17 protein-coding genes and 1 tRNA gene are annotated in these 23,346 nt (G+C 49.5%); 4 read left to right on the top strand and 14 right to left on the bottom strand.

All coding sequences use genetic code 11. The annotated features are described in order from the left end of the window. Nucleotides 1-1,634 precede the first annotated feature (1,634 nt). Nucleotides 1,635-1,717, top strand: a tRNA-Leu gene (locus HHO50_RS19005). Nucleotides 1,718-1,819: 102 nt separating this feature from the next. Here the strand turns inward: HHO50_RS19005 and HHO50_RS19000 are convergent. Genes HHO50_RS19000 through HHO50_RS18980 form a run of 5 tightly spaced genes read right to left on the bottom strand, consistent with a single transcriptional unit; the run spans nucleotide 1,820 to nucleotide 10,083 of the window. Further along, nucleotides 1,820-3,379: an NFACT RNA binding domain-containing protein gene (locus HHO50_RS19000; protein ID WP_181308473.1), complete on the bottom strand. Its 1,560-nt coding sequence runs from the start codon at nucleotides 3,377-3,379 to the stop codon at nucleotides 1,820-1,822. A 2-nt stretch (nucleotides 3,380-3,381) separates the two neighbouring features. Then, complete coding sequence (locus HHO50_RS18995) at nucleotides 3,382-4,143, bottom strand: MBL fold metallo-hydrolase (protein WP_181308471.1); 762 nt, start codon at nucleotides 4,141-4,143, stop codon at nucleotides 3,382-3,384. Next, complete coding sequence (locus tag HHO50_RS18990; protein WP_181308469.1) at nucleotides 4,140-4,418, bottom strand: hypothetical protein; 279 nt, start codon at nucleotides 4,416-4,418, stop codon at nucleotides 4,140-4,142. The genes HHO50_RS18995 and HHO50_RS18990 overlap by 4 nt, the downstream gene beginning before the upstream one ends. A 20-nt stretch (nucleotides 4,419-4,438) precedes the next feature. Further along, on the bottom strand, nucleotides 4,439-4,816 hold the full coding sequence (locus HHO50_RS18985) for a response regulator (RefSeq protein WP_181308467.1): 378 nt from the start codon (nucleotides 4,814-4,816) through the stop codon (nucleotides 4,439-4,441). 2 nt (nucleotides 4,817-4,818) lie between these two features. Next, nucleotides 4,819-10,083, bottom strand: a complete 5,265-nt coding sequence (locus tag HHO50_RS18980) for a PAS domain S-box protein (RefSeq protein ID WP_181308465.1) — start codon at nucleotides 10,081-10,083, stop codon at nucleotides 4,819-4,821. Nucleotides 10,084-10,216: 133 nt separating this feature from the next. Here HHO50_RS18980 and HHO50_RS18975 point away from each other — a divergent pair, with 133 nt between their 5' ends. Both HHO50_RS18975 and miaA read left to right on the top strand, forming a co-directional pair. Next, nucleotides 10,217-11,302 (top strand): glycosyltransferase, encoded by a 1,086-nt coding sequence (locus HHO50_RS18975; RefSeq protein WP_181308463.1) that lies wholly within the window; start codon nucleotides 10,217-10,219, stop codon nucleotides 11,300-11,302. After that, nucleotides 11,299-12,225 carry a tRNA (adenosine(37)-N6)-dimethylallyltransferase MiaA gene (gene miaA / locus HHO50_RS18970; protein WP_181308461.1) on the top strand — a complete coding sequence of 309 codons (927 nt, stop codon included), beginning with the start codon at nucleotides 11,299-11,301 and terminating at the stop codon, nucleotides 12,223-12,225. The genes HHO50_RS18975 and miaA overlap by 4 nt, the downstream gene beginning before the upstream one ends. A 1,156-nt stretch (nucleotides 12,226-13,381) precedes the next feature. Here miaA and HHO50_RS18965 read toward each other — a convergent pair. From HHO50_RS18965 to HHO50_RS18955, 3 genes are all read right to left on the bottom strand, one after another. Continuing rightward, complete coding sequence (locus HHO50_RS18965; protein ID WP_181308458.1) at nucleotides 13,382-14,425, bottom strand: aldo/keto reductase; 1,044 nt, start codon at nucleotides 14,423-14,425, stop codon at nucleotides 13,382-13,384. Between the two features lie 554 nt (nucleotides 14,426-14,979). Then, nucleotides 14,980-15,951, bottom strand: a complete 972-nt coding sequence (gene pfkA / locus HHO50_RS18960; protein ID WP_181308456.1) for a 6-phosphofructokinase — start codon at nucleotides 15,949-15,951, stop codon at nucleotides 14,980-14,982. Between the two features lie 47 nt (nucleotides 15,952-15,998). Next, nucleotides 15,999-16,232: a hypothetical protein gene (locus tag HHO50_RS18955; RefSeq protein ID WP_181308454.1), complete on the bottom strand. Its 234-nt coding sequence runs from the start codon at nucleotides 16,230-16,232 to the stop codon at nucleotides 15,999-16,001. 120 nt (nucleotides 16,233-16,352) lie between these two features. Between HHO50_RS18955 and HHO50_RS18950 the strand changes: the two genes are divergently transcribed. Continuing rightward, nucleotides 16,353-16,682 (top strand): TerB family tellurite resistance protein, encoded by a 330-nt coding sequence (locus HHO50_RS18950; protein WP_255478823.1) that lies wholly within the window; start codon nucleotides 16,353-16,355, stop codon nucleotides 16,680-16,682. Between the two features lie 11 nt (nucleotides 16,683-16,693). On the opposite strand, the gene HHO50_RS18945 is transcribed toward HHO50_RS18950, so the two are convergent. From HHO50_RS18945 to HHO50_RS18920, 6 genes are all read right to left on the bottom strand, one after another. Then, nucleotides 16,694-17,329, bottom strand: a complete 636-nt coding sequence (locus HHO50_RS18945; RefSeq protein WP_181308450.1) for a hypothetical protein — start codon at nucleotides 17,327-17,329, stop codon at nucleotides 16,694-16,696. A gap of 265 nt (nucleotides 17,330-17,594) precedes the next feature. Next, the gene (locus tag HHO50_RS18940) at nucleotides 17,595-19,352 is read right to left on the bottom strand and encodes an SLC13 family permease (protein WP_181308448.1); all 1,758 of its coding nucleotides are present in this window, start codon (nucleotides 19,350-19,352) and stop codon (nucleotides 17,595-17,597) included. 161 nt (nucleotides 19,353-19,513) lie between these two features. Beyond that, nucleotides 19,514-20,707, bottom strand: coding sequence for an aspartate aminotransferase family protein (locus HHO50_RS18935; RefSeq protein ID WP_181308446.1), 1,194 nt, complete (start codon nucleotides 20,705-20,707; stop codon nucleotides 19,514-19,516). 670 nt (nucleotides 20,708-21,377) lie between these two features. After that, the gene (locus HHO50_RS18930) at nucleotides 21,378-21,836 is read right to left on the bottom strand and encodes a Spy/CpxP family protein refolding chaperone (RefSeq protein WP_181308445.1); all 459 of its coding nucleotides are present in this window, start codon (nucleotides 21,834-21,836) and stop codon (nucleotides 21,378-21,380) included. A 10-nt stretch (nucleotides 21,837-21,846) separates the two neighbouring features. Beyond that, complete coding sequence (locus HHO50_RS18925; RefSeq protein WP_181308443.1) at nucleotides 21,847-22,302, bottom strand: hypothetical protein; 456 nt, start codon at nucleotides 22,300-22,302, stop codon at nucleotides 21,847-21,849. Nucleotides 22,303-22,334: 32 nt separating this feature from the next. Next, the gene (locus HHO50_RS18920) at nucleotides 22,335-22,874 is read right to left on the bottom strand and encodes an RNA polymerase sigma factor (protein ID WP_181308440.1); all 540 of its coding nucleotides are present in this window, start codon (nucleotides 22,872-22,874) and stop codon (nucleotides 22,335-22,337) included. Nucleotides 22,875-23,346 lie beyond the last annotated feature (472 nt).

The following is a 23,346-nucleotide window of genomic DNA, read 5'->3' as shown; positions in this document are numbered from 1 at the left end:
TGGCTAATAAATTATTGGTCAGTAGTTGGTTATAATGCGTTAACATAGTAATAGCTTTAATATAAATTAGTTCGTCTGAGAATTAGCCATAGGTAAGCACTAAGTTCAATCAGCTGGCAGGTTTGTACAACTAAGTGCCAAGGGTTTGAGAGGTAAAAGAAGTAAACAGCACCCAGTTGTAAAATCTATACGAGAAGCAATAGTAGATGTTGTAAAGCTGTATTCGTTGTAAATATGAGTTGATTACTTAGAGTTGATGGAGGCGTGTGTTGATTGAAGACATTGAAATAAAATCAAGATAATAAGTTTAGATGTCATAAGAGCTGTTATAGCACTAGTGGGTAGATATGTCTCCGTCGTCGTTTCAATGAGTAACTTGTGCTTACTCTGTATTAATTTGAATTCAGGTAAATAGATGAATTTTCTTTGTGGATGATGTTTAATAATTTTAAAATAAACGTATTAAAGCTACGTGTGTAAAACTATTGAATGGTTGATTCTGGCTAAAATTTTAGTTTGGAAAAGTTATAAAAGTATGTAGCTATTTTATTTATGCTTATTATTAAAAGGTATATATGATATTAGTGTAGATAAGTATCAGGATAAATTAAGCTATCTGTTTTTTTCTCCTGAAAAGATCTTGTGAGCGAATTGGAAAACCTGTCAATAAACGAAATTGTTGTTTGTTGCTGAGATCTTTTCAGGAGGATGATTAGAATTAATATATAGTTATTTATGTTTAGTTACTTAGGTTGAATTTACTGTATTAGTGTTGCTGTAATTATTTATTATTGATAGGTATGGTTTTTATAAATAGAAGCCTACTTAAATAAATATAAAGTTTAATATACAACTGATTAGAATGGATCATATTTTTAATTATAAATGTTTGTTTTGTTAGCTAAACTGCTTGATTGTTATATGTTATAAGTAAGTTTAATTCTTAAAATGGAATTAATGCAATATCAGTATTGTATAATGAATGATATATATGTAGATGTAAATCATTAAAAGATATTGTATTATATACGCGAAAGTGTTCTTTGATGTGTTGTCCATATTTTGACGGAATAAAAAAGAAGTTACTGATTTAATGTGCTGATAAATTAGTGCTATAATGCCATTAGGAAAGATCTATAAACGAAATTGTTTTTAAGCTAATACCAGAATATGAACTGTAGGCAAGTGGCGGTCTTATGGGCAAAGTATGTTATGGAATTAAACATGACTGACCTCCCGCAGGAGATTGGTAGAGAGGGGAACCCCGCTGACGCGTTTTGGGGCTGTTTTACGGAAAATGGTTCCGAAACGGGCATTGGCGTAGACGCTCGCAGGTTTAAAGACACTATGGGGTCTTGTGAGCAGGCGACATCGTAGAAGCAGGCTGTTAGAAAGTACTGGCGCGTGACTACGGTCTTGTGCCTAGGGATGAAGCGAGTCTCCAGAATTGCCGGAACCATCGGCTAGAGGGCGGAACGTCAGACAGGAGTTTCCGTCTTCAACTGCTTTGGGTAGGTTTCAGGTGGATAAGCTACTTGCGATGGAGTTCAAAAGATTTTGCAAAGGGCTTGCAGGAAAAAAAAGGATACAATACATTTGTACCACCAAATAGGGAATAGCCCTGTTTGTACTTTGCGCACGTGGTGAAATTGGTAGACACGCCATCTTGAGGGGGTGGTGCCCTACGGGTGTGGGAGTTCGAATCTCCCCGCGCGCACATGAACAGAAGAGCCTATTGGTTTACCAATAGGCTCTTCTGTTTTTAGGCTGTTTTACTGAAAATAAGCCGAAAACAGTCCCGTTCAGGCTAAGGCAGCGCCTAATGTTGCTTGAAAGGGTTCCCGGGTTTCACCAGCAGTACTTTTTCCCGCTCCACTATGACTGATCCCGGGGTGGCTCCTTTCGGTTTTCTGACGTACTTTTTGGGCGTGTACAGAACAGGGCAGAGGCTATCGTTCTTGCGTTTGGAGTAGAAGCCTGCCAGTTGGGCGGCGGCTTCCAACACGGGCATCGGAAACGTCTTTCCAGATTGGTATTTGATGACCACATGAGAGCCGGGTACGTCTTTGGCATGCAGCCAGAGATCATCTTTGTGGGTGTGTTTCAGGGTGAGTTTGTCATTAGACTTCGCGTTTTTGCCCACCAGAATCTTGAAGCCCATGGTCTCAAAGGTATGGTAAGGCAGATCAACCGGCACCGTTGTTTGGGTAGGGGCGTGCTGTTTCAGGAATAGCCGTAACTGCTGGGCCGTTTCTATACTTTCTAACTCCTGCAGAAGCCGCGTGAGGCGCTCAACTTCCTCCTCCTTGCGGGTGGCCCGCTCTTCTAACAGCCGAAGTTCAATCTTTTGGTTTTTGGCTTTCCGGTAGAGGCGCTCGGCGGTTTTCTGGGGCGTTTCGGTGGCGTGCAGTTTCACCAGGCGGGTAGTGTCTGAATAGAAATCGTACAGCTCTATTTCTTTGCTCCCGGCCGGAATGTTGGTGAGGTTGGCCATGATCACATCGGCGGTTTGGGCATAGGGAGTGCCGTGGTGCCATTGTTCCAACTGCTCCTGTATCTGCCACCATATTTTCTGCGCGCCGTCTAATTGCCTGCTGAATCTCTTGTGCGTGGCGGCATAGTTCTTCTGGAAGTACTCCTGAGACCGGTACTGGGGCACAAAGGCATTCAGCGCCGAAATAGGGTCAGAGAAGGTCTCCTGAATGCCGCCGATGGGCAGCAGGGAGAGGCGGAGCAGCTTGTGCAGGGTGGTGAGGTAATAGGGGGAGGGGTTCTCCAAGATTTGCAGCATCTCCTGCACCAAATCCCATTGTTTGGCCGGGGCTAAGGCAGGGTAGCCTTTTTCCTGAAGGTAAAGCCAGGGAACATCGCCCAGGGTAGGCAGCATCTTCCTGAGATCCTGCGGCGTTGCCAGAAAGGTTTTCTTCTCCAGTTGCCAGTTCTGGTTCATCTGCCGGTAATCCAGCTCCAGGTCTTTGGCGAGTTTCTTATGAAACAACTCCACGGCTCTGTCTTCTACAAACAGCACCACATTAGACCGGTTCCCGAACAGTTTGAACAGCAACACGCGTTCGTTCGTGAACCTGAGGTAAAAGCTCCGTTCCTGCCGGTGTACCCGCACCTCTACAACCTCTTCGCCCAGTAGGGCCGGAAAAAGATCTACTGAGTTTTGCCGTGCCCGGTTAAACGAGGCTGGAAACTGAAGGCTGGAAAAGGTAGACGTCTGAATGGCCTTGAGGTAGAACTCCTGCTCGCCCTTGAAAAAAGCCAGCATCAGCTCGTCTTTCTCCTGGCTGAAGGCGGCTTGTAAGGTGAAGCCGCGCAGGTCTGCATTTAGTTTCTGGGCTAGTTTTCGTAAAAAGAAGTAATTCTGATGCACGGTTATAAGGTAAGGACAAGTCCGTCATACGCCAGTTTTACGTGGGAAGGCAGTTCTTTTTCCACCACTCTGTGCAAACCCAGCAAATGACTGATGTGGGTGAGGTAGGCTTGCTCTGGGGCTACTTCCTTTAAAACCGCCAGGGCCTCTGAGAGGGAGAAGTGCGAAATATGCGGCTCTTTGCGCAGGGCATTCAACACCACAATCTTAGACCCCTTTATTTTTTCTTTCTCCGCATCAGAGATGAAATTGGCATCTGTGATGTACGTGAAATCCCCTATCCTAAACCCGAATACCGGCAAACGGTGGTGCAGCACATGGATAGGGGTAATGGGGATGCCCTGTACCTCAAAGGGTTCGTTCTGAATGGGGTTCAACTCCACCCGAGGCACGCCCGGATAGGTGTGGTTGGTGAAGATGTAGCTGAATTCCTGCTGTAGCTGGTGCAGCACCCGTTGGTCGGCGTACAGCGGCATGTCTAGGTGCTGCATGAAGTTGTACGCCCTAATGTCATCTAAACCGGCGGTATGGTCTTTGTGTTCATGCGTGAAGAGGACGGCATCTACCCGTTTCACCCGTTCGCGCAGCATCTGCTGCCTAAAATCTGGGCCTGCGTCAACAATGAGGGATTTCCCCTCCACCTCCACCAGAATAGAAACCCGTAGCCGTTTGTCCCTGTAATCTAAGGAGCGGCAAACCTCGCATTCGCACCCAATAACGGGTACGCCCTGCGAGGTGCCAGATCCTAAGAACGTTATTTTCACGTAGTGGTAATGGTTTTGTGCTTAATGGCCAGGTACAACTCCTGGCTTTCGGGCCGCAGATGCTCCGGGTTTAGGTCTACCGCCCGAAGGATCTCTACAAGGCAATTGATTTTCCCCTCTAGGGGGAAATACTTGTTTACTACCGCTACTTTGGTGTCTTTCAGAAGGCAGAAACCAGATTTGAAAGTCCCTTTCTCATAACGCAGCATGTACTCAGACTCTGCAAAGATATCTTCTAACCGGTTTAGAAAGGGCCGGGTATACTTTAGCTGCATAGGTAGGTAAAAGTAGGAGTCTACTGCACGTATTCTTTCACGGTTTGCACCAGCATGTCAAAGTCAAGCGGCTTAGGTAAGTACGCGTTGATACCTGCTTCTTTGAATTGTTCTAATGTGTAGTTGTTCGCGTTACCGGTAACGGCAATAATAGGAATTTGCGAAATCTGTGGATCTTGGTTGGCCCGAATCTCTTTCGTGCATTCCATACCGTTTTTCACAGGAATGTTCAAATCCATAAGAATAGCGTCTATTTTCTGGTCTTGAACTTTCTTCAGAACTTCTCCGCCGTTTTTAGCAGACACTACTGTGTAGTTTTGCAGTTCTAGGATTTTCTTGGTAAGGTTCAAAATAACAGAGCTATCCTCTGCAATCAAAATGGTTTTAGACTCGGCCATGGCTAGTTTGATAAAATTTTGTTTCTGTAATTATCTCTAAAAATAGTAAAACTTGATTCTAAATCAGAAAATGTATTATTAATGTTTGACAACTTACCATTAATAATATCATGTTCCATTTCTTTTGCCAGCGTAGAAACTCCATCAAGGCCCAACGTAGAGGCAGTGCCCTTGATTTGATGCAGTGTACCCAAAATTTCTTTGTAATGTTGTGCCACCACTTCTTTTTTGGCCTCTTCCAGCAATTCTGAGGTTTCTTCCTCAAATTCAACATATAACTGCAAGGCAAAATCATCGCCCCCCAAACTTTTCAGCTGGTCTACAATGCCCATGTTCAGGGTCAGATCTCCACTGGTCTGCGGCTGGGCGGGCACCGCAGGATTCTCCGTGACGGTGGCTTCTGGTGTTACGCCGTGCCCATACCATTTAAGAATACGGTCATTTAAGTCAGAAGCCTTCACCGGTTTAGAGATATAGTCGTCCAGTCCTTCATTGATGAACTTTTCGGCATCATCTTTCATGGAGTAGGCCGTCATGGCTATGATGGGCGGGCACCCAGAACCCAGCAGCTTCTTGAGCTCTTGCGTAGCGGTCACCCCGTCCATCTCGGGCATCTGTATGTCCATGAAAATGAGGTCGTAGCGTTTTTGAGTGGCTTTCTCTATGGCTTCATACCCGTTAGAAGCCACATCTGCGTAACAACCCATGCGCTCCAATAGTTTAAGGGCTACTTTCTGGTTGATCTGGTTATCATCTACCAGAAGCAGAATCGGCTCTGGGTCAAACAGGGCAATTTCCTCTAATTCCTTAGATAATTGAAGCTGGTCATGAATCTGTTGTACGTTCTCCGCTTCCTGGCAGAGAATGGTGAACCAGAAAGTACTTCCCTTGCCTGGCTCAGATTCTACGCCAATCTCGCCGCCCAGCAACTCAGCTAGCTGTTTTGAGATGGCTAAGCCCAAGCCGGTACCGCCAAACGTTTTAGAGGAAGAATTGTCTAACTGGGTGAAATTGGTGAAAAGTAATTGGATATCTTCCTCACAGATGCCTATTCCTGAGTCTTTGATCCTGAACATGAGTCTGTGCGCTTGTTTCTCTCCGCCAACGCGGCTTACTTCTACCCGCACGGTGCCTTCATTGGTGAATTTGATGGCGTTTGAGGTAAGATTGGACAGAACCTGCAATAAACGGGTCTCATCTGTGACTATGTACTGCGGCGTATCTTCTGAGATGGCATACGTAAACGTAAGGTCTTTCTGCGCGGCCCGGTTGGCGAACAAGGAGTGGATCTTCTCCAGCGAGTAATGCAGATCAATGCCAGACAGATTCAGTTGCAGTTTACCCGCCTGTATCTTGGAGAGGTCAAGAATGTCATTGAGGATGTCCAGCAAGGCATCTGATGATTTACGGAGCGTGTCTATGTAGTCTATTTGCTCCGCATCGGCGGCGGTATGGTGCAGCACGTCAATCATGCCAATAATGCCGTTCATAGGGGTGCGCAGCTCATGGCTCATGTTGGCCAGGAATTGGTTTTTCACCTGAAGGGAATTCTCGGCCAGTTCCTTCGCCCTGATCAGTTCCCGCTGGGTGTCTTTCAGTTCGGTGATGTCTCGGCAGACGCCTTCAATCGCCACGGGCACTTGGTTCTCATCTAAGATGAGGCGGGAGTTGATGAGCACTTCTATTTCCTCGTTTTGGCGGGTAAGGAGAGCCGTTTCAAAGTTTCGGACGTTTTTCTGGGCAAAAAGCATCCGCAGCAATTCTTCGCGGTCTTCTGGGCGGGCGTACAGCATTTTAGCCTTTTGGCCCATGACGTCATCTGGCGTATACCCTAACACCTCCTGTATAGAAGGGCTAATGAGCTGGAAGTCGCCTTCCATGTTGGTTTTGTAGTACAGATCCTGGAAAGACTCAAAGATCTGCCGGAATTTTTCTTCGTTTACGGCCAGAGAAAGCTGTGAGATCTTTTTCTCGGTGATATCCAGCGCAATGGCAGAAACATCTTCAAAGCTGCCGTCTTCCAGGTAAATTGGGTTCAGTAATACCTCCCGCCAGGCACTGGTGCCATTGGGGTGGTGCAGTTCAATCTCAAACTGCTGGGCCTCGCCCAAGAAGGCAGATTCATAGGCTTCCTTTATCAAGGTGAAATCTTCCCTGGAAACAAAGGAGCCTACCATTTGGCTTAATTTCATGCCGATGGTTGGCAGGTTCCCAGTCCAGGAATGGATTTCATTGAAGAAGTTCTGGTTAAAGGACGTTAGCTGGTATTGGCGGTTGATAGACCACATCAAGTGGTTGCCGCTTTCAAAAATGGCTTTTAAACGGGCATTCTGGATGTTAATCTGCTCCTCGTTTCTTTTCCGTTCAATGGCCAGGGCCACCTGGTTAGAGATAAAGTGCAGAATCTCAATGTCGGTCTGTACGTAGGCCTCTGGGTTTTTGTAGTCCCGTACGGCAATCACCCCAATAATGCGCTCACCAATGGAAAGGGGGGAGGAGAGCATCACTTCCGGAATGACGCCGTTTACTTCCACTTTCCCGTCTTCCACCAATTCCATGAAATCGGCTTTGGAAGCATACAGCGGTTTCCCGGTTTTGATGATGTACTCGGTCATGCCCATAGAAAAAGGTCTGGGGGCGGCCGGTGTATCTGAGTTCTGGTCTACGTAGTACACAAAATTGATCAGATCTTTCTCCTCATCAAACAGCGCGATGTAGAAGTTATGCGTCTCAATGATCTTGCTGAGTTCCCGGTGGATAGCACTGTAGAGAGACGGTAAATCTTTGGAGCTGATGGCCAGGTTGGCGATGCTGTAATACACCTTTTGCAGACGCTCGGCTTTGATCCGGTCAGTAATGTCGTGGAGAATGGCGCGGGTGGCAATGGGTTTCCCGTCCTGCCAACTGCAGTTGATACTCCCAATAAGGTGAATGGGTTTTCCGCTTTTGGTAAGGAAAACCGTTTCAATTTTATTCACGTCATCCCCTTTGTACAAGTTGCGGAGCTGATAAATCAGTTTGGCCTTGTAGTACGGGTGCACAATGTCATTGAGGGTGAGGTTCTCAATGTCAAAATCGTTGTAGCCCAGTTTCTCCTTCCAGGCGCGGTTCACGAAAATGAATTTGTTGTCCGTAGAGATGTTCTGGATCAAGTCATGAGCGTTGTCAAACAAGTCCTGCAGCCGGATTTTGTTGTCTTTCAGGGCTTCCATGGCAATCCGCTTGTCGGTCATGTCTTTGCCCACGGCGGTAATCCCTATCACCTTGCCTTCCACATCCATCTCAAACATGATGTTCCAGCGCAGGATTTTAACCGATTGCGATTTGGTGATAAGATCCCACTCGTAATAACTGCGGAGCGACTGGTTCTGCAGGGCCTTCTTTATTTCCTGTACCCGGGCGGTTCTCTCGTTTTCGGGCACAAACAGGTTGTAGTAGTTCTGGCCTACCACTTCTTCGCGCTTATACCCGGTGTACTGCAGAAAATAATCGTTTACGTACACCACCCGCAGATCCAGATCCATGCTCACGTACGCCAGGTTCACCTGGCTCAGGAAAGAGCGGAACTGGTGCATGGACTCCCGCAGCACTTCCTGGCGGCGCATGAGGGCTTGCGCCTCTTTGCGGGAGGTGATATCACGCACAATGCACTGCACAAAACTGACACCTTCCAGAAGAATAGCGCTTAACCCGATCTCGCCGTCCAGAATGCTGCCGTCTGATTTTTCAATGCGCCACTCCAAACTGCGCGGCTGGCCGTCTTGCAGGGTGCTTTCAATAATCTGCAGCGATTTCTCCACCGAAGAGGCATTATCGGCCTGAAACGGGGGAGAAAAGTCGGCCAGCCGTTTGCCAATGATGTCCTGCTTGTCACAGTCCAGTAACACCGTGGCCTGAAAGTTACAGTCCACAATCTGGGTCTGGTTCAGGAGAAAGATGGAGTCATTGGAAGACTCAAACAAGGTCTTGTATTTGCCTTCTGAGTAATGCAGTTCCTGCCGAAGCTCAAACCTGGAAAGGTAGGAGCTGACCTCAAAGCCTAAGTGGTTGATGAACTCAGTGAGCGTACTGGTCATGTGCAAGGCATCATCTACCAGCAGAATAACAGTAGCCAGGTACTGCTTGTCTGTGCTGATGGGCATGGCCACCAGTTCGCGCTTATTGAAAAGGTGCTGGAAGTTTCTGGAGATGCTTAACAGTGACCGGTTCTTGTTTTTATTCTCCAACTGCGCCAGGAACTCTGGGTTGAGGGCCAGCACACTTTTGTCTTTGAGGAGAAAGGATTGATCGCCTTTGCTGGACACCAACTGCACCATACGGGAAGTAGGCTGGTAAATATACACGCCCCCGCCGCAGATACTGGGTAAACTGATTAACTCACTGAGAACCACAGAGAGAATGTCTTCTGCGGTTTTCAGGTTAGTGATAAGTGGCAGGAGCTTGTTCATAAACTCCTGTTGTTCCTGGCGCTGCCGTCCGCTTTCGGTGGTGTCACGGGAATCTTCCAGGGGTTTGGCGCTACCCAGAATCACATCCTGCCCAAAATATTTCCCGCACCTGAACGAAAGCAGAAGCGGGAAAAGGGTGCCGTCGCTGCTTTCAAACCACCAGTCAAAGCGTTGGGTCTTTCCTTCGCAGGCCAGCAGGATTTTTTTCTTGAACGCGATCCTTTCCGACGGATTTAAGTTAAACGCCTCAAAAACGCTCTTGCCAATTAATTCCTGCTTCTCTACCTGAATGATGGCCGCCGTCTCTTTGTTGATGTCAATGAACATGCCTTTCTTGTCCAGGATAAACAAAGACTCATTGCTTTCTTCAAAAATGGTGCGGTAACTAGACTCACTGGCGAACATATCGCCCGCGGGCATTACCTCTGCTGAGGCCGCCCTCACGGCGATGTATAAAAGCTCAACCCCATCTTGCTGCACCAGACTAGACTTAAAGTAAAGCAACTGGGTGTCCAGGATTCTTTCTTTAGGCTGAATGAAGCCGCTTATGTTCTTGCGCTTGCGCAGCAAACGGACGTTTCTGTCAAACTCATAACACTGTTTCTTGTCCAGCAGCGCTTTTATGTTCATTCCTTCGGGAATTTCATTTCCTTTGAAGAATGTCTCCCTGGTCTGCTTGTTCACGCATAGAAGGGTGCCGTCTGGAGTACACACAAACATGTATTTCCGGCTACCGCTCACATGCTCCGCAAAGTCAATCAGGTGCGCGGCCGCAGCTTTCTGGGCTGTGGTGTCTACCGTTGTGTTACGTATTGTCATCACCGTAGGTCTGCTATTCAGTTGGGGTTCCCTTTCCTGGAGGGGGCTGGCAGGAAAGACCTGTTTTAGCAAAAATAAACGAAAAATTGGATATTTACACTTTTCACCCCCGCAACATTGTTTATCTCTGAATATGGTTAAATCTATTGTCTTTACGGTCACTACAGATATTAGCCATGACCAGCGCATGTTACGGATTGCCACTACGTTAGCCTCTGCCGGATATGCCGTTACCCTGGTGGGCCGTTTGCTTCCGCAGTCTTCCCGGTTACCAGAATCACCCTTCCGGCACCACCGAATCCGGTGCGTTTTCCTGAAAGGGCCTCTTTTCTACCTGGAGTTTAACCTGCGGCTGGTGATTTGGTTTCTTGCCCACCGCTTTGACTTGTACGGGGTGGTAGACGCAGACACCGCCCTTGCCGGAATCTTGACGGTAGGGTGGCGCAAAAAACCACTTATCTATGATGCCCATGAACTATTTCCGGAAATGCCAGAAGTGGTGACTAGGCCCTTGGTAAGAAAAATTTGGACTTTACTGGAGAGGGCGGCGTTTGCCAAGGCCACGCTTGCCTATACCGTGAGTGCCTCTCTGGTGGCGTACTTTCAAAAGAAATACCAAAGAGAAGTACACCTTATCCGGAACATGCCCGTCCGCCAGCAGGCCTTCGCGCTGCCCCAAACTCCGCCGTATTTTATTTACCAGGGTGCCCTGAACGTGGGCCGAGGGCTGGAAAACACCATTAAAGCCATGCAGGAGGTGCCCGCCAGGTTAATCATCTGCGGAGATGGCCCCCTCAGAACCAGTCTTCAGGAACTTACCAGGCAGTTGGGGGTGCAGGGCAAAGTCCTCTTTGAAGGCAAGGTGGCTCCCGCTGCGCTCGCCCGTATGACCGCATCGGCCTGGGCCGGCATCATGTTGCTGGAACACCAGGGACTCAGTTATTATTACTCTCTGGCAAACAAGTTCTTTGATTACGTGCAGGCCGGTATTCCGCAGGTGTGCGTGCCTTTTCCAGAGTACCAAGCGCTAAATGCCCGGCATGAGGTGGCGCTTCTGGCTAGTGCGGAGGTAGGGGAAGTCCGCGATGCCCTGTTAACTTTGCTGCAAAATGAAGAAACGTACCACCGGTTACAGCAAAACTGCCTGTTGGCCCGGCAGGAGTGGTGCTGGGAGACGGAAGGGCAGAAACTGACGGAGCTTTACGCCAGACTAATATGAAAAAACAGAAATTCTTAGTTGTAGTGGTGGGGCCCACGGCCGTAGGGAAGACTGATTTCTGTGTGCAACTGGCAAAGCATTTCCAGACCCAGATCTTGTCTATGGATTCGCGGCAGTTCTACCGGGAGTTAAGCATTGGCACGGCCAAGCCCACCCCCCAAGAACAGGGCGGGGTGGTGCATCATTTCATAGACTCCCATTCTATTCTGGAGGAGTACAACGCGGGGGCCTTTGAAGAAGATGCCCTGCGCTTGCTGCAGGATTTGTTTCAGGAGCATAACGTGGTCATTGCCACCGGCGGCTCTGGGCTTTATGTGCGGGCGCTGTGCGAAGGATTGGATGAAATGCCGGACATCCAGCCGGGCATTAGGGAAGAGCTGTCCCGAAGGTTGGCAAAGGAAGGCCTGCCTGTGTTGGTGCAGCAGCTACAGGAGCTTGATCCCGACTATGCCGCGCAGGTAGACGGGCAGAATCCGCAGCGGGTGGTACGGGCCCTGGAAGTTTGCCTGAGCAGCGGCCAGCCGTATTCCTCGTTCAGAAAGAAAAGCAAGGAGCAGCGGCGGGACTTCCACATCATCAAAATCGGGTTGAACCGCGACCGTCCGGAACTCTATGACCGCATAAACCTACGCATGGAGCTTATGCTGGAGCAGGGACTTTTAGAGGAGGTGAAAGGGTTAGTGCCGTACCGCCAGCACCAGGCCTTGCAGACCGTTGGCTACACTGAACTGTTTGACTTTTTAGACGGGGCCTATTCGTATGAAGAGGCGATCCGGTTACTGAAGCGAAACAGCCGCAGGTACGCGAAACGCCAACTAACCTGGTTTACCCGTGACCCGCACATCCAATGGTTCCACCCCCGCCAATGCACGCAGGTTCTGGCGTATATTCAAGCTGAAGTAAAGAATGCCGAAGAAAAGTGATGTAAGCCGGGGCTTATTTCTTCACTCTTTTCGCCTAAGCGCCGCTAGTCGTTTAGAGGCTACTTTTCAGAAAACAGCCTCTAAACAACTGTGGCTTTCTTGATGGATAGAGGTGAAGCGTTGATTTGAGATTATATCTTTATTGGTGCGTTTTGGCGCTTAACGGGTCTCTTTGGAGAGTATTGGCAGGTGCATGCGGTTTTCCGTTCTCTTGGCTTGTCTGTTTGTTGCGTGGGTGCAAGTGCTGTATTGTTTCATCTTTGGCGGTATGCGCTCACGGCCGCGGGGCCCCGCCTTCCCCTCTCGCACTGCCCTTTCGGCCTGAAGAGTCTATTCCTTTTAGCTGATTGATGTCTGTCCAGGGCCAAAAGCGAGGCGCGCTCGGGGAAGACTGGAACTGGAAGAAGTAGCAGAAGCGGTTAGAAAGGTACCTGTAGAGACCAGGCACTGCCTTGTCTCTACAGGTACCTTTCTAATTCAGGGAAATCTCTCTAAAGCAGATACTCCCCCTTTGAAGGGGGCGAAGGGGGATGTTTACACCTGCCGAACTACGCATTCCTATCTCCTGCAAAGGCGCATTCCCCTCCTGGGAGGGGTAGGTTCTGTCTCCCACGCAATGTCGCCTACTCCAACGGAGAGAAGAACCCCGCTGATGCGTTTTGAAGCTGTTTTGCGGAAAACAGGCCCAAAACGCAAAAACCTGTGAGGTCTTCAAAACCTCACAGGTTTAAAGTAAACTGGCGCGAGACTGCTGCCTCATGACGTAGGAGGAAGCGAGTCTCCAGGCTCGCCGGGAACCCCTAGCTCTAGTGCGCACAGTTACGTGTAATGCCTCTATTCCCCTGCTGGGAGCTCATCATGCAGGGAAAATTGAGTGGCTATTTAGTTTCTGAAGCTTCCAGAAAACCAAACTGTTCTTTCGGAGTTCCACTCCGGAAGCAACCTGCCGGGGAGTTCTACTCCCCTTTCTTTTGCCCGTGGCTCCCCGCGGAGTAGAACTCCGCAGCAGATAGGTTCGGGAGTAGAACTCCCAAACAGCAAGGTAGAACTCCCGAACAGCAAGGAAAAAGTTTTTCCCTGCAGGATTAACTTGGGAGGGGAGGTTTTACCCACCACCATTTCCTTCCAAGGCGCACCAATCATCCACCAGGGGTTATTATTTGGAGTAAAAAGGCGGTAGCGGATTGAGCCTGGTGTTCTGTCTTTGGTGCCAGTACGGGTAAATGGGAGGTGCTTCACTGGCTTTATCCAGTTTCTTCACTTGCTCCATGGTCAGATTCCAGCCTACGGCACCCAGGTTCTGCTTTAGCTGTTCTTCGTTTCGGGCACCAATAATAATGCTGGACACGGTGGGCCGTTGCAGAAGCCAGTTGAGGGAAACCTGGGCTACTGTCTTGCCTGTTTCTTCGGCAATGTCATCCAGCACGTCCATGATACTATAAAACAGCTCTTCGTTGACCACTGCTTCCGGTACGGGGCTTCCGCCTTGCGCAATGCGGCTGTCCTGCGGGTGCGGCTGACCCCGGCGGTACTTTCCGCCTAGCCTGCCCGCTGCCAAAGGAGACCAGATCAACCCACCTACGTTCTGGTCTAACCCAAGGGGCATCAGTTCCCACTCATACTCGCGGTTGGTGAGGGAATAGTACACCTGGTGGGCTACGTAGCGGTTCCAGCCATACTTTTCAGAAACGGCTAGGGATTTCATCAGGTGCCACCCAGAAAAGTTGGAGGCGGCAAGGTAGCGCACCTTTCCGCTTTGAATCAGATCGTTTAGGGTGCGGAGGGTTTCCTCTACGGGGGTGTTCCCGTCAAAACCGTGCATGTGGTAAATGTCAAGGTAGTCGGTGTTCAGGCGTTTGAGGCTGCCCTCTACCTGTCGCAAAAGGTGGTACCGGTTTGAGCCCTGGTTGTTGGGGCCCTCCCCGAACGGGAAGGTTGCTTTGGTGGAAATGAGAACATCGTTCCGTCGGCCTGCCAGGGCTTTCCCCAGAATCTCCTCAGACATCCCCTGCGAGTAGGTGTTGGCAGTATCAAAGAAATTGACCCCGGCGGCCAGGCAAAGGTCTACCATACGGGTTGCTTCCTCTACCTGGGTGCTGCCCCAGGCCTTGAAAAATTCTGTACCCCCGCCAAACGTAGCGGTTCCGAAACAAAGCACCGGCACCCGTAGCCCCGATGCCCCAAGTAGTCTGTATTCCATTTTCTATAACTGAGTGATGGATTAAAAACGGCTCAGTTCTGTATTGGTTTTAGGGAAAGGCGGAAAGCTGATTCTTTAAAGGTTAGCATCACCACAATTAGGTAGGCTCTTAGAGTTCTAAAAGTGAAACAGGGGCAGAAGGTATCTTGGTAACGGAGCTGTTTTGGGGCTGTTTTCACGAAAACAGGCTAAAATAGCTGATGAACTGGAAGGGATAGAGTTGTTCCGATTGATAATTCTACGGGAACTCCGAAATTATTTGGCTCGCTACTAGCAGATTCTCCCCCTGAGGCTCATCCGCCCTCATAAGTCTAAAGTCCAAAACTTTACGCCTACTGTCTTCGCATCGGACAAAAGTTATATGCCTCTTCTTCCGCCTTCTCCTCCTCGGCCTTCAAGGGGGACAGAATGCGTAGCTTGAACCGTGGGCAGGAAGAATGTGAGGTTGACTTTCTGCGGCAAAAAAAGGAGGACAAAAAAATACGTTTTGAGCCTGATTTCAGGAAATCAGGCTCAAAACGTATCTGAGGATACTGGGTTTGTAGTAGAGGAGGCTACACGCTCAGTACTTCCACCAGTTTCAGGAAACTTTCGCTGATGGGTTTTTTCTTGGTGATGGTGTCATGGAAGGGGGTGTACACAATCTCGCCGTTCATGACGCCCACCATTTCATTGGCGCGGCCGGCAATGAGGCCTTCCACGGCGGCCATGCCCATCTGGCTGCTCAGCAGACGGTCGGCGGCGGTGGGTGAGCCCCCGCGCTGCACGTGGCCAATGATGGTAACCTTGGCATCCATCTGCGGAAGGGCTTCTTTCACCTTGGCGGCTATTTCGGTGGCACCGCCTTCATCCTCCCCTTCGGCCACAATAATGATGAACGAGGTTTTAGATCGGCGCCAGCCTTGCTGCAGGGTTTCAATCACCTCAGACATGGCCGTAATGGTCTCCGGGATCATCACCATCTCGGCACCGCCGCCAATGGCGCAGGGCAGGGCAATGTACCCCGAGTCGCGGCCCATCACTTCCACAAAGAAAACCCGCTCGTGGCTGTCGGCGGTGTCCCTGATCTTGTCAATGGCGTCTAGGGCGGTGTTGACCGCGGTGTCATAGCCAATGGTGTAGTCTGTGCCGTAGAGGTCGTTGTCAATGGTGCCGGGACACCCGATGACCGGAATACCGTATTCCTCATAGAAGACCTGCGCGCCCGTGAAAGTCCCGTTTCCGCCAATGGCCACAATGCCCTCAATCCCGAATTTAGAGATCTGGTCAAAGGCTTTCTTCCTTCCTTCGGGGGTCTGAAACTCGGCGCAGCGGGCAGATTTAAGGATAGTGCCGCCCTTCTGGATGATATTGCTTACTGAATGGGAAAACAGCCGGTAGATCTCTCCCTGGATCATGCCATTGTAGCCCCGGCCAATTCCGTATATTTCTAATTTATGGTAAACTGCTGTCCGCACTATCGCGCGGATACAAGCATTCATGCCCGGGGCATCTCCCCCAGACGTAAAAACAGCTATTTTCTTCATCTTAACATCTAAAACGAGCCGCAAAGTAAGGGTTTACCGAAGAAAACTCAAGCTTTTTCATAAACCCATGGATCTGCACCCGCCTTCAGGGGCATTCTGCCGGAGCGTGAAATTCCTATTTTCCTTCTTGGAGTGCCTTTAAAAGGCATGTTCATAAAAATTTGAACAGTTTTAACCCAAGGGGGCAGCAAATTTTTCAAAATTCCGTAAATTATATGGCGTAAATGGATTTGTGCAAATTTTGCGCAGAAGCCGTTCCGGTACACTAAAATCTTCCACACACATCTGACGGTTACTCTATGTTTTCAATTTTTGAGAGTGAAGAAACAAAACGGCTCAAGAGCCACATTGTTAATTTAGGGGCATTAGCTAAAATTGATGGGCATATAGATTCAGCGGAGATGGAGCATATCATCTCTATTGGGGAGCGGAAAGGCATGCGCGCCCAGGACGTGCGGGCCTTGCTGGCAAACTCCACCAGTGTGAAGCATGCGATGCCCAACAATGATCTGGATAGGTTTGACCAGGTGTATGACCTGGTGGAGATGATGCTGGCCGATGGCATAGTGGACGACAGTGAGATGGATTTCTGTCTTGACATTGCTACCAAAATGGGGTTCAGGAAGGCGGTGGTGGGTGTGTTGATTAAGAAAATAACCACCGGCGTGAAAGACGGGCTCACCCGCGAGGAAATCAAAGAGGAAGCCATCCAGTTTCTGGAGATCCAGTAAGTGCCTGGGAGTTAGTCGCCTGTTTCATATTTTCTGAATTTCCCGTTCTCCCAGACGTACGTGGCCGTGTAATTCTCGGCCCCCACAGAGAGGCCATCCTGCGGAAGAGTTACCTTTTTACGGGTGGCTCCATCAAGCAACTTATCTGCTTTCTTGGCCAGCGTGAGATAACGGATGCTTCTTTTTTTCTCCTCAATGTCAAACAGCTGGTGCCGCTCCAGCAAATGCTCCTGAAAATCGCCTGCCGGGGCTTTCAGAAAAACGTATACAAACGCCGAATCCCGCTCCATGAGTTGGATGGCGTAATCCAGCTTGTTGTCGCCGTTGAAATCTGCCTGTACAAAATAGGGGCCCTGCTCTTCGCTGGGAACGCGCTGCGCGTCATAGGTGGTGAGCGTGGGCAATTGCCAGAGGCCGTGGGTACGGTCTAGGTGCACCTCTAGCTCGGCCGGAAGCTGCTGTTTCACGTCCAGCGGAATGGTGGTGGTGGCGGTGCCGTCAATGCGGGTGTTGGACACGGAGTCCACTACTTGCTCATTCTCAGCAGCGACAGTGCTAATGGGGGCTTCGGTTAGGTTTTCTTGGGCCTTTTCAGGAGAACAGCCCAAAAGCAGGAGGAAAGGGCAGAGGTGGGAGATTCGGTTCATACAACGGGTGACTTTGTTTTCTCTGTACGAACGAAACTCTGGTCTGGCTACGCCGAAAAAGTGTTTTAGGCCTGATTTCTGAAAACCAGGCTTAAAGAGCATGTTTAAATTTTATTTTTGCGCTGCAAACGGCCATAAAAAGAACTTGCGTTCGCGGTTGCGTCGCACTTTAGCGCTGCTACGCTGCTCAAAAAACGCTTCGGCAGAAGCTTTCTCTGGCCGTTTTCGCCTGCAAACCTCAAATCTAAACAAGCTCTAAAACACCTTATAGAGGCCAGAAGATTGGCACTATAAATAGTATAATAGCGACCAGTATAAGGGTTAATCCAGAACCAATTTTCAGGAAATCTTTGAACGTGTATTTCCCGGGGCCATACACTAGAATACAGGACGGCTCAAAGGGTGTCACCAAGGAAACGGAAGCCGATAGCATGATGGCAATGGCAAAGGTTCTTGGGTTGGCATCTAGCTGAATAGCGGTCTGCAAAGCTACCGGCAACACCACCAAAGCGGCGGCGGCATTGGACATGGGTTGGGTTAAGAACACCGTCAAGATGGCAAAGCCTGCTAAGATGACGATAGTACCAAATGGTTCTAGAAGCCCCACAATGGCATTAGCCAGGAATTTGTCGGCTCCGGTGTTTTCCATGGCCAAACCAAAAGCGGTCATCCCTCCAATCAAGATAAGCAGGCGCCAGTCAATGACTTGGTAAGCACGGTCTGTGGAGATACACTTGAATAAGACGCTCAACAAAGCCGCTCCCAGAAAACAAATAGACAGGGGCAGAATGTTAAAACTGCCCAAAAGAATGGCCAGAATAAAGAAAGATAAAGTTAGAATGCCTTTTCGTTTCTTGAACATGATAGGCTTAAACTCATCCAAAACCGCTAAATGCTGGTTTGATTTGATATAATCCAATCGCTCAGCTGGGCCTTGCACCAAGAGCATATCGCCCAGTTGTAGCTGTACATCGCCAATCTTGGTCCTGATGGTTTCGCCCTGCCGGGAAACGGCCAGCACAATCAACCCGAACCTCCGCTGGAATTCCACTTGCTTGATCGTGTTTTTGAGAAGGTCAGACTTGCCGGTAATCAGAATCTCGGCCAGTTTGATGTCCCCGCCCACCAGGTCTTCCTCCACAATCACATCGGCCAGAATCTGGATTCCCTTGGTTTCCTTTACTTTGATCAGGTCACTCATTTCCCCTTCCACCAACAGCACGTCACTAGGTCTTATGCGGGTACGGTAATCTGGGAGGAAATTCTCCTTGTTCCGGATGATGTTCAGTATCCGGAAACCCATTTTGGAAAGGTCAGAAGTGAACGCCACTTGCCCAATCAAGGGAGAATCTTCCTGTACCACAATCTCGCTTAGATACGTTTTGATGTTGTAACTAGTGGTAAGGCCTTGGGTAGCCGTGTTGGGTAGCATGCGCTTGCCAATGGTCATCATGTACGCAATGCCCACCACGAAGATGATCATGCCAACCCCCGTGAATTCAAAGAAACCGAAGGGTTCATACCCGGCCTTGCTCATGTAGCCACTCACGGCCACGTTGGTAGAGGTGCCAATGAGGGTACAAGTACCGCCTAAGATGGAGGCGTAGGCCAAGGGCATTAAGAACTTAGAACTGCTGGTGCGCATTTTCTTGGCCACCCCCACAATGGGCGTCACGAAGAGGGCCGTCACGGTGGTGTTGTTCATGAACGCCGAGACCAAGCCGGGGAAAAACATGATGGAAAACAACAGGACATTGGGTCGATGCCCGGCATGCCGCATCAGCCAGTTCACCAGAAAGTCTAGAATACCTGTGTCTTCCAGCGCCGTCCCAATCACGAAAATAGAAGCCAGAATAATAATGAAATCACTACTGAAACCGTCAAAAGCTTCATCTGGGGTAATGATTTTAGTGCTGGTTAAAATAATCAGCAGAATAATAGTGACTATATCTACGGAAAGCTTTTCTGAGGCGAAAAGGGCAACGGCAGCCAAAAGTAAAAACAGAACTAAGGCTATTTCCATGTGGGCAGCGCGAGGTTAAACGTGGAAGTCGTGAAATCTAAATAGAGATATGGCAAAGTAGCAAATTAAGCGGGTTGGAATTCGTGTCTTGTACTGCTACAGGATATAAAAGGTTCAAGATGACAATATAGATATTTTAAGTTTCTTTTCAGGAAAACTGCCTAAAAACGGACTTCTTCGGCAATGGCCGCCAGAATGAGGTCGCAGGCTTCGTCAATCTCAGAAAATGTGATGGTAAGAGGAGGGGCAATGCGCATGGATTTATCGCAGAACAGAAACCAGTCGGTGAGGGCCCCTTTCAGGATGGCATTGTCAATGATAGGCTTGAGAAGGTCAAAGGAATCGAATTCCACAGCCATCATCAAGCCCAGGTTCCTGATTTCCTTGATGGCCGGGTGCACCAGTTTCTCTTTGAACCGGGCGGCCTTCGCGGTCACCTGCTGGAGTAACCCTTCCTCCTGAATCACCTGCAACGTTGCCAACGAAGCCGCGCACGAAACCGGGTGCCCGCCAAACGTGGTGATATGGCCCAGCATAGGGTCATTCTTAAGCGAATGCATGATTTCCTGCCGAGAGATAAATGCGCCAATGGGCATGCCACCACCCATGCCTTTGGCGCAGGTGAGAATGTCCGGCACCACGCCAAACTGCTCAAAGGCCCAGAAAGTACCGGTACGGCCAAACCCGCTTTGAATCTCATCCAGAATGAGCAACGCGCCTACTTCCTGGCAACGTTTCTGCAAGGCCTGTAGATAGTCTACTGATGGTACGCGTACTCCGGCCTCGCCCTGTACTGTTTCTAGAATAACCGCCGCCGTGCGGGAAGTGATTTGCGCCAGATCTTCCACCTGGTTGTGTCTTATGTGCCGCACATCTGGTAACAGCGGCCGGAAAGCCCGTTTGAAGCTTTCAGATCCGTTCAAAGACAACGACCCTTGGGTTGAGCCGTGGTACGCATTGTCAAACGCAACCAACTCGGTGCGGCCGGTGAAACGCTTGGCCAGCTTGCAGGCACCCTCCACGGCCTCGCTGCCCGAGGAAACGAAATACACGTTATCCAGCCCGGCCGGTAAGGTTTGCGCCAGCGCATGCGCCAGTTGGGCCGGTGGGGCCTGCACAATCTCGCCGTACACCATCAGGTGCAGGTATTTGTCTAGCTGCGCCTGAATGGCCTGCAATACCTTGGGGTGCCGGTGCCCCACGTTGCTCACCCCAATGCCCGAGATCAGATCCAAATACCGCTCGCCGTGGGGGCCGTACATGTAGACTCCCTCGGCTCTTTCTACTTCTAAAAGCAAGGGGAAATCTGTGGTCTGGGCTTGGTGTTGCAGGAATAATTGACGCGGAGAAAGCATATTGATAGAGGTTATTCTCCGGCAAAGATACGAAGAAGGATGTTAGCCCCTTCCTGGACTTACCGGCTGACCAGCTACAGCCTTCCAAAAGTCGGGTGTTTCCGTTTCTTGCTTGTTTTCAGAAAATCAGGCTTAAAAGAGAACCCGCAAAAGTCTGTTGCCCGTTGTTGGTGAGCACACCATAGCCGCCAGGCTAAGGAGAAGCGGGGGTATTTTCTCTTGCACAAGTACCTCGTTACAGGGGAACGAGGCTACATGGCTGGGTATTCTGTAGCGATGTTACGCTGTAACGTCGTACACTTTCCCTCTTAGCCTGACGGCTATGGTGAGAACACCAACAGGGGTACGGAAAATTCATGTAGCAAGACTGCCTCTTTTTCCTAAGCCGCTCTTCGGGCGTTCTACGCCCTTCTTTTGCCCGTGGCTCCCGGCGGAGTAGAACTCCGCAGCAGACAGGTTCGGGAGTAGAACTCCCGAACAGCAAGCAATGAGACGTTAGCAAAAGTTCTCCCACAAGATTCGCCTGGCAGGGAGGAGTTCACTTTCCCGCACAACTCCCCAAGGCGTGACCCCTGCTTTGAACGTTTTCGGGCTCTTTTCCCAAAAACAGCAGAAAACAAAAAGGGAGACTCGCGCCTCCCTCTCTACACTAAACACTAAAACCTACTCTTTACTTCTTGGCGGTCTGTAGCCGCTCCAGCAGAAGCTTGGTGAATTCCCGCTCAGCCCGGTAAAAATTAGCCAGTTGGCGGGGGCTGATGATGCGCAGGTATTTGTCCATGAACTCTTTGTCCATGTTGAGTTCCCGCTGCCGGATGTTGAGGCGGTTCTCCAGGCCAGCCTGAATCTGCTCATCTGACAGGTTGCTCAGTTTTTCTTCCCTGAAATGGCGGCTTTTCTGACGCAACTCATTCCTGCGGCGGTCGTGCTCCTGGTAAACGGGCCAGAAACGCTGCGCCTGGTCGCCGGTGAGGTTTACTTTGTCGGTGATGTAGGCAATCTTGGCCGTTTCAATTTTTTCGATCCGGGCTTTGCGCTCTTCGGGGGTTTCTTTTTTCTGGCCCTGGGCAAAGGAAGCAGATCCTGCCAGAAGCAGCAGAAACAGAAACAGCAATTTTGTGAACTTCATGCTACTTGTATTAACGGTCTTCATACGCTTCTTCCAACAACTCCTTTGTTTGCTCTTCGCTTATGTCTGAACTGATATCGGTGTAACGCACGTCCAGAAACTCCAGGGACTGGCCCGGTTTAACGGCGGGTACTTCGGCCAGGTCGGCGGTTTCCAGGTCTACATGGTTCATCAGGTATTGGTAAATGTCTTTCTGCGAAACCTGGGCCATTACGTCATCTGGTGATGGGCTAGGGTTAAAGTACTGGGTTGCCAGAAAAGACAAAGCAAATACCAGCCCCAGCGAGGCACCAGCCACGGCGGTTTTCATCTGCCAGAACCAGGAAACCGGAGAGGCAGATTTGGCCGAGGCATAGGCCGTCCGTTGCATGATGCGCCTAGGCAGGGCATCAAAATAATGCTCGGGGACTCTAAAGCCCGGGTCTTTGGGTAATTCTGCCATGTCTAGCTCCTTTCTCTTATCCATCTGTTTCTTAGATACTATTTATCTCCAGAGGTTTAATCTTTTTTCAAAAATTCTTCAATTTTTTTTACCGCAATGTGGTAAGAGGCCTTGAGAGCGCCCACCGAAGTACCCAGAATCTCAGAGATTTCCTCGTACTTCATTTCATCAAAGTATTTCATGTTGAAGACCAGGCGTTGCTTGTCAGGCAGACGCAGAAGCGCCTTCTGGAGTTTCAGTTGGATCTCGTCGCCGGAGAGGGTGTCTGTGGAATCCAGCTTTTCTGCCAGCTCGGCGGCCACGTCATGGATGGGGAGGAAAAAGCGTTTCTTTTTAGCGCTCAGGAAGTTGAGGCACTCATTGGTGGCAATGCGGTAGATCCAGGTGTAGAGTTGAGAATCTTTCCGGAAATTCTCCAGGTGTGTCCAGACCTTCACGAAAACCTCCTGGGTCAGGTCATCGGCGTCTTCATGGTCAATCACCATTTTACGCACGTGCCAATAGACCTTCTGTTGGTACTTGCGCACCAGTTGGTTGAAAGCCAGGTTACGGGAAGCTGGGTGCTGGAATTTCTCTAAGATCTCTTTGTCTTCCAAGGGAAGGGAGCGGTTGGTTGTTAGTTGTTAGTTGTCAGGAAGAAGTCTATTCAGATTCTAGGTGAAATGATTTTGTAAGTTATGAAAAATGCTTCTGTTTCAGGGCCAATTCTCAGAAAACAGCCCTAAAACAGAAGCAGATGTAGTATTACTTGATTTTACGCTATCTTGTTAGTGGTTCCCGGCTAGTCTGGAGACTCGCTTCATCCCAAGTCACGAGACCGGAGTCTCGCGCCAGTTAATTTTTTAAACCCGTGAGGTCTTAAAGACCTCACGGGTTTTTGCGTTAGAGCTTGTTTAAATTTCAGGTTTGCTGGCTCAACTAGTCAGAGAAAGGTTCTGCGGAAGGGTTTTTTGAGCCGCGTAGCAGCGCTACGGGGCGAGAAAAAGGCGAACGCAGGTTCTTTTTATGGCCATTTGCAGCGCAAAGATGAAATTTAAACAAGCTCTAGGTCTGTCATTATATTCTAAC

The organism is Rufibacter sp. XAAS-G3-1 (genome assembly GCF_013623775.1).
Lineage (GTDB): Bacteria > Bacteroidota > Bacteroidia > Cytophagales > Hymenobacteraceae > Nibribacter.
The sequence above is the reverse complement of the archived record's forward strand: the minus strand, read 5'-3'. Positions and strand labels throughout refer to the sequence as shown.